This window comes from Burkholderia sp. B21-005 (genome assembly GCF_020843965.1).
GTDB classification, from domain to species: domain Bacteria; phylum Pseudomonadota; class Gammaproteobacteria; order Burkholderiales; family Burkholderiaceae; genus Burkholderia; species Burkholderia ambifaria.
Map to the genome: position 1 here is coordinate 34,267 of NZ_CP086301.1, position 14,255 is coordinate 48,521.

The 14,255-nt window shown below is 67.7% G+C and carries 17 protein-coding genes; 1 reads left to right on the top strand and 16 read right to left on the bottom strand.

The window, feature by feature from the left end; translation table 11 throughout:
- Positions 1-343: 343 nt before the first annotated feature.
- The 15 genes from LMA02_RS00145 to LMA02_RS00215 all read right to left on the bottom strand — a co-directional run bounded on the left by LMA02_RS00145 (position 344) and on the right by LMA02_RS00215 (position 12,740).
- A complete protein-coding gene (locus tag LMA02_RS00145; protein WP_228906323.1) occupies positions 344-1,474 on the bottom strand; it encodes a porin in 1,131 nt (376 codons plus the stop codon).
- Between the two features lie 282 nt (positions 1,475-1,756).
- Entirely contained in the window at positions 1,757-2,434 is a 678-nt protein-coding gene (locus LMA02_RS00150) for a response regulator (RefSeq protein WP_175755577.1), read from the bottom strand.
- 12 nt (positions 2,435-2,446) lie between these two features.
- Positions 2,447-3,814 carry a sensor histidine kinase gene (locus LMA02_RS00155; RefSeq protein ID WP_228906328.1) on the bottom strand — a complete coding sequence of 456 codons (1,368 nt, stop codon included), beginning with the start codon at positions 3,812-3,814 and terminating at the stop codon, positions 2,447-2,449.
- Positions 3,815-3,887: 73 nt separating this feature from the next.
- Positions 3,888-4,736, bottom strand: a complete 849-nt coding sequence (locus LMA02_RS00160; protein ID WP_041491301.1) for an ABC transporter permease — start codon at positions 4,734-4,736, stop codon at positions 3,888-3,890.
- 49 nt (positions 4,737-4,785) lie between these two features.
- Positions 4,786-5,583 (bottom strand): ABC transporter ATP-binding protein, encoded by a 798-nt coding sequence (locus tag LMA02_RS00165; protein ID WP_006750416.1) that lies wholly within the window; start codon positions 5,581-5,583, stop codon positions 4,786-4,788.
- Positions 5,584-5,704: 121 nt separating this feature from the next.
- Entirely contained in the window at positions 5,705-6,709 is a 1,005-nt protein-coding gene (locus LMA02_RS00170; RefSeq protein WP_166723968.1) for an ABC transporter substrate-binding protein, read from the bottom strand.
- A gap of 142 nt (positions 6,710-6,851) precedes the next feature.
- Positions 6,852-7,634 (bottom strand): flagellar biosynthetic protein FliR, encoded by a 783-nt coding sequence (gene fliR, locus LMA02_RS00175; protein WP_175765658.1) that lies wholly within the window; start codon positions 7,632-7,634, stop codon positions 6,852-6,854.
- Between the two features lie 28 nt (positions 7,635-7,662).
- Positions 7,663-7,935, bottom strand: coding sequence for a flagellar biosynthesis protein FliQ (gene fliQ / locus LMA02_RS00180; RefSeq protein ID WP_006750427.1), 273 nt, complete (start codon positions 7,933-7,935; stop codon positions 7,663-7,665).
- A 16-nt stretch (positions 7,936-7,951) separates the two neighbouring features.
- Positions 7,952-8,713 carry a flagellar type III secretion system pore protein FliP gene (fliP, locus tag LMA02_RS00185; RefSeq protein ID WP_228906330.1) on the bottom strand — a complete coding sequence of 254 codons (762 nt, stop codon included), beginning with the start codon at positions 8,711-8,713 and terminating at the stop codon, positions 7,952-7,954.
- Between the two features lie 36 nt (positions 8,714-8,749).
- Positions 8,750-9,316 (bottom strand): flagellar biosynthetic protein FliO, encoded by a 567-nt coding sequence (gene fliO / locus LMA02_RS00190; RefSeq protein ID WP_228906332.1) that lies wholly within the window; start codon positions 9,314-9,316, stop codon positions 8,750-8,752.
- Positions 9,313-9,804 (bottom strand): flagellar motor switch protein FliN, encoded by a 492-nt coding sequence (gene fliN, locus LMA02_RS00195; protein WP_006750430.1) that lies wholly within the window; start codon positions 9,802-9,804, stop codon positions 9,313-9,315. The genes fliO and fliN overlap by 4 nt, the downstream gene beginning before the upstream one ends.
- Positions 9,797-10,795, bottom strand: a complete 999-nt coding sequence (fliM, locus tag LMA02_RS00200; protein WP_012362723.1) for a flagellar motor switch protein FliM — start codon at positions 10,793-10,795, stop codon at positions 9,797-9,799. Before fliM ends, fliN begins: the two co-directional genes overlap by 8 nt.
- A 22-nt stretch (positions 10,796-10,817) precedes the next feature.
- Positions 10,818-11,354 (bottom strand): flagellar basal body-associated protein FliL, encoded by a 537-nt coding sequence (gene fliL, locus LMA02_RS00205; RefSeq protein WP_228906333.1) that lies wholly within the window; start codon positions 11,352-11,354, stop codon positions 10,818-10,820.
- Between the two features lie 173 nt (positions 11,355-11,527).
- Positions 11,528-12,250, bottom strand: coding sequence for an LrgB family protein (locus tag LMA02_RS00210; protein ID WP_228906336.1), 723 nt, complete (start codon positions 12,248-12,250; stop codon positions 11,528-11,530).
- Between the two features lie 13 nt (positions 12,251-12,263).
- Positions 12,264-12,740: a CidA/LrgA family protein gene (locus LMA02_RS00215; protein ID WP_228906338.1), complete on the bottom strand. Its 477-nt coding sequence runs from the start codon at positions 12,738-12,740 to the stop codon at positions 12,264-12,266.
- 140 nt (positions 12,741-12,880) lie between these two features.
- On the opposite strand from LMA02_RS00215, the gene LMA02_RS00220 reads away from it, so the two are divergent.
- A complete protein-coding gene (locus tag LMA02_RS00220) occupies positions 12,881-13,807 on the top strand; it encodes a LysR family transcriptional regulator (RefSeq protein WP_006750435.1) in 927 nt (308 codons plus the stop codon).
- Between the two features lie 106 nt (positions 13,808-13,913).
- On the opposite strand, the gene LMA02_RS00225 is transcribed toward LMA02_RS00220, so the two are convergent.
- Positions 13,914-14,162 (bottom strand): type II toxin-antitoxin system Phd/YefM family antitoxin, encoded by a 249-nt coding sequence (locus LMA02_RS00225; protein WP_228906340.1) that lies wholly within the window; start codon positions 14,160-14,162, stop codon positions 13,914-13,916.
- Between the last annotated feature and the right edge of the window lie 93 nt (positions 14,163-14,255).

Here is a 14,255-nt window from a genome sequence, read left to right on the forward strand (position 1 = left end):
CCGGCCGCGTGCGCCAGGACGTCGGGCGCACTCACGGCACCGGCGGCAATGGCCGCCCGGGCAAACCCGAAACGCTAGCGAGTCGGTCGGCGCAGGTCAAGCACCGATGTGATGCGATCGTGCGCGCATCGGCCGCGATCGCCCGCCCCACGGGCCGCAAGCGGCTTCGGAGCGGTTGCCGGCGGGCGTCCGGCGGGGCCTGCCGCGCGGGCTGAAAACGAGGGCCGAAAACGACGAAAAAAAGGGCACGGTCGGCGCAGTGCGCCGGCGTGCCCGCATGGAGAATCCCGGATGGAGGGTGAGGCGGGGCCAGACGGCCCCGCCCGGATGGCCGTCCCCGAGGTCAGAAGCGCGTGCGGATGCCCGACGTGAGTTCGAGCTGGTTTTTCGCGCCGAACGTCGACGCCACCGTGTAGCCGCCGTGCAGGCGCATGTAGTCGCCGGCCAGGTACACTTCGGTGCGCTTGCTCAGGTGGTAGAACACCGACCCGTAGATCGTCTCCTTGAAGCCGTTGGCGACACCGTTGGTCAGGCTGAACGCGCCGAGGTTCGCGTTCGGCGTGAAGCCGTCGGCATTGTTCGCGGCGTTCTTGATGCGCATCTGCTGGTAGCCGAGCTCGTAGTCGAGCGCGCCCTTCGGCGCGACTTTCACCGACACGGTCCACGAATCGTCGTGACGCTGGCCGAGCGAGCCCTGGTCGCCGTTGTAGCGGAAGTAGCCGGCGTTCAGGCGCACGATGCTGAACGTGTAGTTGCCGCCGACCGAGAACGTCTGGTTCCTGAAGCCGTTGTGGTTCACGTGGTTGTAGAAGCCCGACACGTTGAACGGGCCGCCGTTGTAACCGAGCGCGGCCTGGTACGCGGAGCCGGTCGCGAACGCGGTCGAGTTGCTGAACTGGTAGCCGGCGCTCGCGAAGATGCCGTTGCTGAACAGCTTCTTCCACGCGAGGCCGTTGTTGTAGCGCGTGCCGGTCGGGCCGGCCGCGTAGAAGATCATCTGCTTGAAATTGTTCGAGTTGGTCCAGCCGCCTTCCTCGGTGGTCAGCTTCGCAGAGCCGTATGCGTCGCCGTAGATCGTCGCCGCGTCGCGCGCGATCGTGTTCTGGAAGCCGGCCGTCAGCTTGCCGAAACGTTCGTCCTCGACGCCGACCCAGGCGTCGCGGTCGAAGATCTGGCCTTCGTCTTCCATCTGGCCGTTCGCGACCACGAATTCGCTTTCGAGGCGGAAGATGATCTTCGTGCCGCCGCCGATGTCTTCAGCGCCTTTCAGGCCCCAGCGGCTGCCGCTGAACCACGGCTCGCCTTCGTTGCCCATCCCGATCACGTGTTTGCCGTTCGCGTCGGCGTGGGTTCGGTAGGTCGGAAAGCTCAGGTCCATCAGGCCGTAGAGCTGCACGCTCGATTGCGCATGCGCCTGAGTGCCGGCGCACAGGCCAGCCGCGGCGATGGAAAGGGCAAGGGTTTTTCGTTTCAAGATCGTCTCCTCCGAGCTGCCGAATTGAAATCTGTTCGTTGGCAGTACGTAATGTATGCCGGATGTTGCCGACCACAGCGAGAGGGCCGACGCATAGCATCGTAGAGGGTGCAATCCTTCACGCCGCTTTCCCGGAGGAAAGAATTGGATCGGTGAAAACACCGAACGCGCAATAATCGCGGATCGGGCAGGCGGGCGAGCGCGAGCCCGACGGACAGCCGGCGGGCCTGCGACGCGTTTCGTGCTACGAATCGGTTTTCAGCGGCAGGGCGGTAGCCCCCGTCAGTCCTGCGCGCTCTTCGCGCGCAGGATATAGCCGAGCCCGCGCAGCGTGATGATTTCGGCCGTGCTGAGCGCGAGATGCTTGCGCAGCCGGTGGATGTAGATGTCGATCGCATCGGCGCTCGGCTCGTCGTCGAGCGCGAACACGCTGTCCATCAGCCGCGCCTTCGACACCGTCTTGTTCTGCTGCAGCATCAGCGTTTCGAGAATCGCGTGCTCGCGGCGGCGCAGCGCGAGCACCGCGTCGCCGCAGCGGAATTCGCGCGTGCCGAACGCATAGACGAGATCGCCGCACACGAGCTGCGTCGTGGCGACGCCCGCCTGCCGGCGGATCAGCGCGCGGATCCGTGCAACCAGTTCGCGCGATTCGAACGGCTTCACCACGTAATCGTCGGCGCCCGCGCCGAAGCAGTCGACCTTGTCGTCGACCGAACCGTGCGCGGTCAGCATCAGCACCGGCACGTTGTCGTTGCGGCGCCGCAGCCGCGCGAGCACCTCCTTGCCGCTGATGCCGGGCAGCCGCATGTCGAGCAGCACCGCGTCGTAGCGCTCGGTCTTCAACACCGTGTCCGCGCGTTCGCCGTCGCCGACGCAGTCGACCGCGAAATCCTCGCCGCGCAGCAGGTTCACGATCCAGTGCGCGAGTTCGGCGTTGTCTTCGACCAGCAGGAGTTTCATGACGGCATCTCTTCAATCAAAGGCGGGCAGCCGCACAGTCACGACGATACCGCGATTGCCGGGCCCCGGCGCGAGCATCACGCTGCCGCCGTGCGCCTGCGCGATCTCGCGGACGATCGCGAGCCCCAGGCCCGAGCCTTCGGTGTCGGCCGCCACGCGGTAGAACCGCTTGAACACGTGCGGCCGCGCTTCGGCCGGAATGCCGGGGCCGTTGTCGACCACGTCGAGCACGACCGCATCGCCGTCGCGCCGCGCGACGACCGTCACGCAGCCGCCCGGCTGCGTATAGCGCACCGCATTGTCGACGAGGTTCATCACCAGCGCGGTCAGCAGGCTGTCGCTGCCCGCGACGTCGAGCCGTTCGCCGAGATCGGCGCCGAGGTCGATGGCGCGCCGCTGCGCGAGCACGATCGTTTCCTCCAGCACGCTCGACACCACCGCGGCGAGATCGACGCGATGCGTGAGCAGCGTCGGCGGGGTCGCTTCCGCATGCGCGAGGAGCAGCAGCTTGTCGGTCACGTCGGCCATCTTGCGGCTGCTGCGCTGCATGCTGTCGAGCACCGACGCGAGGTCCGGATCGCCGTTGCCGCGCTGCTGCGCGTACTGGATCTGCGTGTCGAGCACCGCGATCGGCGTGCGCAGCTGATGCGCGGCGTCGGCGATGAAGCGGCGCTGCGTGGCCGTGTGCGTATTGAGCCGCGCGATGCACTGGTTGATCGCGTCGACGATCGGCCGCAGCTCATGCTGCAGCCGCTCCGGGCGAATCGGCTCCAGCTCCATCGGCCCGCGGTCCGCGACGTCGTCCTTCAGCTTCATCAGCGGGCGCAGCTCGAGCGTGAGGCCGAGATAGACGAGCACGATCGCGAGCACCAGCATCAGCGACAGGCGCATGAGCTGCGGCCGCCAGATCGTCGCGACCATCGCGTCGTACGAGCGCGTCGTCTTCGCGACGACCACCGTGACCGTCTCGACCTGCCCCTCGTCGTAGAGCTGCCGATCGTAGGCGGCCGCGCGCAGCGGCAGGTCGTCGAGCGTCGTGGCGTACAGCGTCGGGTCGACACCGTGCCGGGCAGGGACCTCGAGCGCCGGGTTGCCCGCGAGCAGCCGGCCGTGGCCGTCGATCACCTTGTAGAACACCGAGTCGCGCGACGGCGATTCGAAGATCTCCAGTGCGGCCGGCGGCACGTCGGCGACCGGCAGCCCGTTGCGCCACTCGACGTCCTCGCCGATCGTGCGCGCCGACGCGACGAGCGCGCTGTCCTGCACGAGCGCGGCCGTGCGCCGCGCGGTGTCGTATGACATCGCGCCCGCGATCAGCACGAAAGCCGCCAGCGGCAGCAGCAGCCACCACAGGAGCCGCCCGCGCAGGCTGTGCGCCATTCCTTCTCCTCAATGCCGAACCGCGCCGGGGCAACCGGCGCGGTTCGGGTGTGTCGTCCGATGCGTGCGCTGCTTAGAACGCGGCGGGACGCCACTTCAGCAGCCGCTTCTCGATCCAGGTCAGCAGGTAGTCGGCGGCCAGCGCGACCACGGCGAGCACGATCATCGCCGCGAACACGCCGCTTGCGTTGAATGCGCCCTGGGCGGTGGAGATTAGCAGGCCGATGCCCTGCTTGGAACCCAGGAATTCGCCGACGACCGCACCGACCAGCGCGAAGCCGAAGCTCACGTGCAGGCTCGCCAGAATCCAGCTCAGCGCGGACGGAATCACGACCGCCGTGGTGATCTGCCGCCGCGACGCGCCGAGGATCTGCGCGTTCGCGATCAGGTAGCGGTCGGCTTCGCGCACGCCCTGGAACGCGTTGCCGAACACGACGAAGAACACCATCACGACGGCCAGCGCGATCTTCGACGCCATTCCGAGGCCGAGTGCGATCACGAAGATCGAACCGAGCACGACGCGCGGAATCGAGTTGGCGATCTGGATGTACAGGCCGAACACGTCGGCCATCAGCTTGTTGCGGCCGAGCACGATCCCGCAGATCACGCCGGCGACCGAGCCGATCACGAAGCCGATCCCGGTTTCCTCGAGCGTGACCCATACCTGCGTGAGCAGCGGGCCTTGCGACGTGCCGTTCACGAACCAGTCCTGGATCTGCTCGAAGATCAGCGACGGCATCGAGAAGAAGAACGGGTCGATCCACTTCAGCCGTGCGGCGAGTTCCCAGCCGCCGAGCACGACGACGAGCACGGCGATCCGCAACGTGACGATCAGGTTGCGCCGGCGGCGCAGCCGGCGTTGCGCGGCGCGCTCGTCGTCCTCGAGCGTCGTCGCCGTAAGGGCGGTAGTGGGAAGCGTCATGTCGGTCATGCTCCTGTCCTTGCTGTGTGTTGCCATGGCTGCCGTGCGGTCAGCCGATCTGCACTTCTTCGCGCAGGTCGTGCCAGATGTCCTTGGAAATTTCGACGAAGCGCGCGTCGTAGCGCACTTCCGACATGACGCGCGGGCGCGGCAGGTCGATCTCGTACACGCGCTTGAGCGTCGCGGGGCGCGCGGTCAGCACGAACACGCGGTCGGCGAGTGCGATCGCCTCCTCGAGATCGTGCGTGACGAACACGACCGAGCCCTTGTTCGCGGACCACAGCTGCAGCAGTTCGTCCTGCATCAGCGTGCGCGTCTGCATGTCGAGCGCGGAGAACGGCTCGTCCATCAGCAGGATTTCCGGCTGGTTGATGAAGGTCTGCGCGAGCGCGACGCGCTTGCGCATCCCGCCGGAGAGCTGGTGCGGGTAGTGCTTCGTGAACTTGTCGAGGCCGACCTTGCGGATCCATTCCTCGGCCTGCGTATACGCGACGTCCTTCGAGCGGCCGCGAAACAAGGGGCCGGCCGCGACGTTGTCGATCACGTTGCGCCACGGGAACACGGCGTCGGCCTGGAACACGAAGCCGATGCGCGGGTCGATCCCGTCGACCGGGCGACCCATCACGCGTACCTCGCCCGACACCGGCTTGAGCAGCCCGGTGATCAGGTTCAGCGTCGTCGACTTGCCGCAGCCGGTCGGCCCGACGATCGCGATGAACTCGCCGCGCGCGACGCTCATGCTGAAGTCGCGCAGCGCGACGGTGGCCTTGCCTTCCGGCGAAATGAAGCGGCACGACACATTGCGAAACTCGATCGCCGGTGTGCTCGGGGAAACTGCCTGGTTCATCGCATTCGTCCTGCGGGTGAAGAGGGCGCCGCATCGTGGCGGCGCCGGGCCGGTCAGCCGGGCCGGAACGGGGAACGCACGACAGCGGGATCGCCGCCGCGGGCGCCGGTACCGGGATCGATTACTTCGCGTTGACGAAATCGTTGGTGTAGGTGCGCGCCAGGTCGATGTGCTTGCCCTTCACCGACGGGTTGAACGCCGACAGCACCTTCAGCACGGTCGTCGGGCCGTCGGCCGGCATCTTCGCGTCGGCGGTGTACATCGGCAGCGACGCCTTCAGCGCGGACACGTACAGGCCCTTGTCCTTCTGGTAGTCGGCCGGCATCTTCGCGGCGATTTCCTCGGCGCTGTGCGTGTGGATGAACTGCATCGTCTTCGCGAACGCGTGCGCGAGCTTGGTGGCTTCCGCCTTGTGCGAATCGGCCCAGGCCGACTGCACGTACAGGCTCGCGGCCGGGTAGGTGCCGCCGAGCGCGGCGCGCGTGCCCTCGAGGGTGCGCATGTCGACCAGCACCTTCGCATCGCCCATCTTCTCGAGCGCGGACACGGTCGGCTCGGTCGTCATCCCGGCGTCGATCCGGCCCTGCTTGATCGCGGCGATGAAGCTCGCGTCGGCGCCGACCGGCAGCATCGTGTACTGCGTCGACGGCACGCCGTGCTGCAGCGCCAGGTATTGCGTGAGGAAGCTGGTCGACGAGCCGAGGCCCGTCACGCCAAGCGTCTTGCCCTTCGCGTCGGCCATCGACTTGAAGGTCGGCGCCGCTTTGGTCGACACCATCTCGACCTCGCCCGGCACCTGGCAGAGCACGGCGATCGCCTTCACGTCCTTGCCCTTGCTCTGCAGGTCGACCGTATGGTCGTAGAAGCCGACGACGCCTTGCACGGCGCCCGCCAGCAGCTCGTTCTCGGCGTCGACGCCGGCCGGCTGCGACAGCAGTTCGACGTCGAGCCCTTCGGCCTTGAAGTTGCCGAGCTCCTGCGTGAGCCGCGCGGGCAGGTAGATCAGCTTCGCGATCCCGCCGACCATGATCGTGATCTTGCCGCCGTCTTCGGCGAGCGCGGGGTGAGCGGCGAGCGCGCAGCTCAGGCTGGCCGCAACGGCGAGGGTGCGCAGGATGGGTCGCATCGGGGTCGTCTCCTTCGTTGTATTCGTATGGCGCGATGCTTGCTGCATCGTCTTAACGAGTATAGGGAGGCGAAACCTTCTGCTACCTTTCGCGGGCGGGCGATTCCTTTAGGGGTTTTCCAGCAAGCGGCGCGCCGGCGGACTAGCGCCAGCCGAGCAACACCCGCCCCATCGCATCGAGCCCCATGTCGAACAGGTGCGACACGAACGGCACGAGGTTCGGGATCATCAGTTGTACGAGCAACAGCCCGACCAGCATCGTGACCGGAAAGCCGATCTGGAAGATGCCGATCTGCGGCGCCGCGCGGTTCAGGATCCCGAGCGCGAGGTTGGCGATCAGCAGGGCCGCGACCACCGGCAGCGCGAGCAGCAGCCCCATCTCGAACACGGTCGCGCCGAACGCGGCGAGCGTGCGCCAGCCGGGCGCGTGCAGCAGGTCGCCCGACACCGGCAGCGTCTGGAACGACGCGGCCAGCGCCGCGAATACCTGCAGGTGGCCGTCCACCGCGAGGAACGCGAGCATCGCGATCGCGTTCAGGAAGCGGCCCATCACCGGCGTCGCGCCATTCGAATGCGGGTCGAAGAAGGTCGCGAAGCCGAGCCCCATCGATAGCCCGATGAAGTCGCCGGCCGCCTCGACGGCCGCGAACACGAGCTGCATCGTGAAGCCCAGCGCGACGCCGATCAGGAACTGCGTGACGACGATCCAGATGCCCTGCGCGGAGAACACGGTGACGTCCGGCATTGCGCCGAGCGTGGGCGCGACGACCAGCGCCATGAACGCGGCGATGCCGATCTTCACGCGCACCGGCACTGCCGCGTGGCCGACCACGGGCGCCGTCGCGACGAGCGCGAGCATCCGCACGAACGGCCACAGGAAGGCGGTCAGCCAGCCGTTGAGCTGCGCGTAGGTAACCGAGAACATTGCGACGGAACGGAGCCGGACGGGCCGGTCAGCCGGCGCCGAGCGTCGCGACGTGCAGCAGCGTCTGCCGCAGGTAGTCGAGCATCGTCGTCAGCATCCACGGGCCGGCGATCACGAGCGTCGCGGCCACCGCGAGCAGCTTCGGGATGAACGACAGCGTCGATTCGTTGATCTGCGTCGCGGCCTGGAACAGGCTCACGACGAGGCCGACCGCGAGCGCGACCAGCAGCAGCGGGGCGGCGAGCAGCAGGCCGACCATCATCGCCTGGTGCGCCAGCGTCATCACCTGTTCGGGCGTCATCGCGCGTGTCCTCCGCTTACGTGAAGCTCTGCGCGAGCGAGCCGATCAGGAGCTGCCAGCCGTCGACCAGCACGAACAGCATCAGCTTGAACGGCAGCGACACGGTGGACGGCGACACCATCATCATCCCCATCGACATCAGCACGCTCGCGACGACCATGTCGATGATCAGGAACGGGATGAAGATCGTGAAGCCGATCTGGAAGCCGGTCTTCAGCTCGCTCGTGACGAACGCGGGCACCAGCAGCGACAGCGGCACGTCTTCCGGGCCCTGCATCGGCGCGGCCTTCGAGATCTTCGCGAACAGCGCGAGATCGGTCTCGCGGGTCTGCTTCAGCATGAAGGTCTTGAACGGCGCGATGCCGCGCCGCACGGCCTGCTCCATCGGCATCGAGCCGTCGGAGAACGGCTTGTAGCCGTCGGCGTAGGCGCGGTCGAGCACCGGCGACATCACGAAGAAGGTGAGGAACATCGCGAGGCCGACCAGCACCTGGTTCGGCGGCGTCGTCGCGGTGCCGAGCGCCTGGCGCAGCAGCGACAGCACGATGATGATGCGCGTGAAGCTCGTCATCATCAGCAGCATCGCCGGCAGGAACGACAGCATCGTGAGCAGCAGCATCGTCTGCACGCTCAGCGAATAGGTGGTGCCGCCGTTCGGGCCCGGGCTCGTGTTGAACGCGGGCAGGCCGGCCGCCTGCGCGCAGGCGAGCGCGGGGGCGAGGCCGAGGATCAGCGCGGGCGCGAAGCGCGCCGCGCGACGCAGGAATTCGTGTTTCATCGGAATGCAGATACGGAAAGAGGGCGCGACGCCATGTCAGCGGTTGTCCTTGCCGCGCCCGAAGCGCTTCGCGGCTTCGCCCGCGAGCGCGTCGCGAAACCGCGCGCCGAACGTGCCGGGCTGGCCGCGTTCGACGGAAGGCGTACCGGCGGGAAGGTCGGCCGACGCCGGCGCCACCGCCGAGCCGGCCGGCAGCGTATGCAGCAACCGTACGTTGCCCGGCGCGACGCCGAGCACGAGCCAGGTATCGCCGATCTCGACGATCGTCGCGCTTTCCTTCGCGCCGAGCCCGACGCTCGACACGACCTTCAGCGGGCCGCCGCGCCGCGCGGGCTGGAACCCGAAGCGGCGCGCGAGCCACGCGCAGCCGAACACGAGGCCGATCACGACCGCGAGCCCGACGAGCGTCTGCAGCACCGCGCCGACGCCGAGCGACGGGGCGGCCGAGCCGACCATCACGCTCGACGCGATGGAGCCGGGGTTGTTCACCGCGTTCATGTCGGCGGCGCCGGCGGGCACGCATGCGAGCGACGCGGCAATGGCGACGGCAGCCGCCACCGAGGTCGCGACGCGCACGCGGCGGCCGGGCGTGACGACGTTCACCGATTCAGCTTCCGGATGCGTTCGGCCGGCGTGATGATGTCGGTCAGCCGGATGCCGAACTTGTCGTTGACGACCACGACCTCGCCCTGCGCGATCAGGCAGCCGTTGACGAGCACGTCCATCGGCTCGCCGGCCATGCCGTCCAGCTCGACGACCGACCCCTGCGCGAGCTGCAGCAGGTTGCGGATCGCGATCTTGGTGCGGCCGAGCTCCACGGTCATCTTGACCGGGATGTCGAGAATCATCTCGATGTCGTTGTGCGTCGAGCTGGCCGCGGCCTTCGACAGCGGCTGGAACACGCCGGCGCCGGTCGCGCCCGCCTGCACCGGCTGCAGGTTCTGCTCGGCAAGCGCGGCGGCCCAGTCGTCCAGGCCCTGATCTTCCTGCGCCGCCGCAGGTGCCGCCTGCGCGGCCGCGGCCGATTCCGCGAGTGCCGCGTCGGCGAGGGCCTGCGCGTCGAGTTCGGGCGTCTGGTTCAGCTCACTCATATCCACCTTCCTTCATCGTGTCGCTCGCGCTGATCATCTTCTGCACGCGCAACGCATATTGACCATTGAAAATGCCGTAGCCGCATTCCATCACCGGCACGCCGTCGACCTTCGCGGTGATCGTGTCCTCGATCTCCAGCGGCAGCACGTCGCCCGCACGCAGGTTCAGGATCTTCTCGAAGGTCGACGGAATCTCCGCGAGATTCGCGCTCAGCTCGACCTCGGCCGACTGCACCTGCTGCGACAGCACGCGCACCCAGCGGCGGTCGACCTCGAGCGCCTCGCCCTGGATCGGCGAGCTCAGCACGTCGCGGATCGGCTCGATCATCGAGTACGGCATGCAGATGTGCAGCGTGCCGCCCGTCGGCCCGAACTCGATCGAGAACTGCGTGACGATCACGATCTCGTTCGGCGTCGCGACGTTCGCGAACTGCGTGTGCATCTCCGAGCGCACGAATTCGAACTGCAGCGGCCGCACGCTCTTCCAGGCGGTCGCGTAGTGCTCGAACACGAGGTTCAGCAGCTTGCCGATGATCCGCTGCTCGGTGGCCGTGAAGTCGCGGCCCTCGACGCGCGTGTGAAAGCGCCCGTCGCCGCCGAACAGGTTGTCGACGACGAAGAACACGAGGTTCGGGTCGAACACGAACAGCGACGTGCCGCGCAGCGGCTTCACGTGCACCAGGTTCAGGTTCGTCGGGATCGGCAGGTTGCGGGTGAACTCGCTGTACTTCTGCACCTTCACCTGGCTCACGGAGATTTCCGCCGTGCGCCGCATGAAGTTGAAGATGCCGATCCGCAGCAAGCGCGCGAAGCGGTCGTTGATGATCTCGAGGCCGGGCATCCGGCCGCGGACGATCCGCTCCTGCGTCGCGATGTTGTAGGGGCGGACGCCCGACAGGTCGCGCTGCTCGTCGACCGTGTCGGTTTCGCCCGTGACGCCCTTGAGGAGGGCATCGACCTCCTCCTGGGACATGAACTCCTGGTGGCCCATGCGCGCTCCTTTTGCGGCCGCGTTACTGGACGACGAATTCGGTGAACAGCACGTCGTCGACCTTCGCGCGCTGGTTGCCCGGCTGCGTCGGCTGCTCGATCAGGTCCCGCAGTTCCTTCGCGAGCGAACGCTTGCCCTCCGGTGTCGCGAGATCCTCGGGATGCTTGTTCGACAGCGCGAGCAGGATCCGGCTGCGGATCTCCGGCATGCGCGCGGTCAGCTGCTCCTGCGCTTTCGGGTCGGTGAGCTTCAGCGACAGGCCGACCCGCAGGTAATGCTGCACGCCGTCGTCCGACTGCAGGTTCACGGTCAGCGGGTCGAGCGGGAAGAACACCGGCGCGGCGAGCGGCGCCGGTTCGGCGGGCGCGCTCGCGTGGCCGACGCCCGCCTTGCTCAGGAACACGTACATGCCGCCCGCGGCGGCGGCGGCCGCGCCCAGCGCGATGACGGCGATGAGCGCGAGGCGCTTGAACTTGCCGGATGAAGCCGGCTTGTCGGCAGTCGGGTTTGCGGTCGTGGAGGCCATGTGAATGCGTGCGTGATGTCTCGTAGCATGCATTGTTCGGCATCCGGGCCGAGCCCGATGGGCGGAAAAGAGGGGGGAATTGCGGCTATCTCAGCCGATTGTCGGCGGGTGCCGGCTCGATACGGGGCTGGAACGGCGGGACAACGACTGGCCCGCACGGCTGCGGTGAGTTGGGAGGGCGGGCTGCAGCGCCCGCCCCTGCGGCGTCAGATCGGCAGCAGCGACAGCAGCGGCGCGATCAGCACCATCGCGACGCCCGCGATCATCATCGTGAGGCTCGACACGACGCCTTCCTCGCTGCCGATCTCGCGCGCCTTCGCGGTGCCCACGCCGTGGGCGGCCGCGCCGAACAGCGCGCCGCGCGCGAGCCGCGTGCGCATCGGCACCAGCGCGAGCACGATCTCGCCGAGCAGCATCCCGCAGATGCCGGTCGCGATCACGAAGAGGGCGGTGAGATCCTTCGGCGCATGGATCTTGTCGGACACGGCGAGCGCGAACGGAGTCGACACCGAGCGCGTCATCAGCGAGCGCTGCAGTTCGGGCGACAGGTGCAGCAGCTTCGCGAGCAGCAGCGACCCGCACACGCCCGCGCCGATCCCGACCGCGACGCCGACCGACAGCGACAGCCAGTGGCGGCGGATCAGCTCGCGATATTCGTAGATCGGCACCGCGAACGCGATCGTCGCCGGGCCGAGCAGCCACATCAGCCAGCGCGTGTCGCGGAAGTAGACCGAATACGGGATGCCGGTCAGCAACACGAGCAGCACCAGCACGCCCGGCACGAACACGAGCGGCGAGAACAGCGGCGTCTTCTTGTACGCGTAGAGCCGCTTCGACGCGAAATACAGGACGACCGTCAGCACGAAGCAGCCGACGGAGATCGCCGTATTTACCTGGTCGACGGACAGGCCGGACAACAGCGCAGGCATCGCGGGCCCCGGCTCAGTGAGCCGACACGGTGGCGAGGCGCGCGCGGCGGCGTTCGGCGAACACGCGCTGCGCGGCCAGCCGGCGTTCGAGCTTCGCGGCGAGGTCGACCGCGACGGCCACCGCGACCATCACGAACGCGGTGCCGGCGAGCATGACCAGCGCGATGCGCCAGCCGTCCTCGCGGAACAGCCCGCCGTACTGGACCGCCGCGACGGCGGCCGGCACAAAGAACAGCAGCATGTCGGACAGCAGCCAGTTCGCGCCGTCCTTGACCCAGGCGGGCGCGACACGGCCCGAGAACAGCAGCACCAGCAGCACCGCGAGGCCGATCACGCCGGACGGCACCGGCAGACCGACCGCGCGCACGACCCAGTCGACCGCCATCCACAGCACGCCGAGCGCGGCGGCCTGCAGCACGATCCGGCCCGTGCGCGCAACGTTGCCCGCAGCGGCGGGGCGGGCGGCGGCAGTGGTGGTCGGGTGGGTCATGGCAGGCTCCATACAGATGTTCCGTTGATGGTGTGAGTATAGGGTTTCCCCTAACCATAAATAAAATGACTTGTCTCTATCCTTGTCATTCCAATTCGGAATTCGCTTTGGATTCGCCGCACCAAACTGGGGAGTAATCGATGGAATTGCGCGCACTGCGGTACTTCGTCGAGGTGGTCCGTCAGCAGAGCTTCACCGCGGCCGCCGACCGGCTGTTCGTCACGCAGCCGACCATCAGCAAGATGGTGAAGGCGCTCGAGGACGAGATCGGCTCGCCGCTGCTGTTGCGCGACGGCCGGCAGATGGTGCTGACCGACGCGGGGCGGATCGTGTTCCAGCGCGGCCAGGACGTGCTCGCCGCGCAGGCGCAGCTGCAGTCGGAGCTGAACGATCTCGGCACGCTCGGGCGCGGCGAGCTGACGATCGGCATTCCGCCGCTCGGCGGGTCGCTGTTCACGCCGATCATCGCCGCGTACAAGCAGCGCTATCCGAACATCGAGCTGAAGCTGTTCGAGCAGGGCGCGCGGATGATCGAGGCCGCGCTGATGTCGGGCGAACTGGAACTCGGCGGGCTGCTGGAGCCGGTCGATCCCGGCACATTCGAGCGGCTGCCGATGGTGCGCGCGCCGCTGTGGCTCGTCGCGCCGCGCGAGTCGCGCTGGGAGGATGACGCGGCCGTGCCGCTCGCCGATCTCGCGCGCGAGTCGTTCGTGTTCTATGCGGAAAGCCTCGCGCTGCACGATGCGGTGCTCGACGCGTGCCGGCAGGTCGGCTTCACGCCGTCGATCGTGAGCCGCAGCGGTCATTGGGACTTCATGGCCGCGCTGGTGCACGCGGGCGTCGGCATCGCGCTGTTGCCGGAGCCGTACTGCCGGCGGCTCGATGCGCGGCAGTTCACGTGCCGGCCGATCGTCGAGCCGGAGATCACATGGGCGATCGCGCTCGGCTGGCTGAAGAAGGGCTACCTGTCGCACGCGGCGCGGGCCTGGCTCGACGTCGCGCGGGCGACGCTGCCGATCGCGTCGGGCGACGACCTGGCCTTCGGGGGATTGCGGGCACGGGAGTGAAGCCGGATCGATGCCCGGCGTAATCAGACGTGCTGGATCGGGCGGGCGGGAAACTCGGCTGCACCAGCAGCCGCCGAAAGCGGCCGGCGAGTGTCGAGCAGCAATTTCATGCGGCGCCCTCGAACAGCTTGCTGATTTTGTCACTGTCCATCGAGTCGAAGTCATCCGGGACCCGAATCTGTCCCTTCATGAACCCGATCCGGCTCGGCCGAACCGGATCCGACGTATCGATCGGCACGACCTTGACGAGTGGCTTGCCGGCTTTGGCGATCACGAACGGTTCGCCGGCGTGAACGGCTTCGTCGATCAGCCGCGACAGGTTGGTTTCCGCGTCATGCATGTCGTAGGTATGCATCGCATTCTCCAATTGAACCAAGTTCGGATCGCCCTAGCTTCGTTTAATTGGGGTCCCGTCGCAAGGTCCTCCCGTCCACCGAAAGTACCCGCC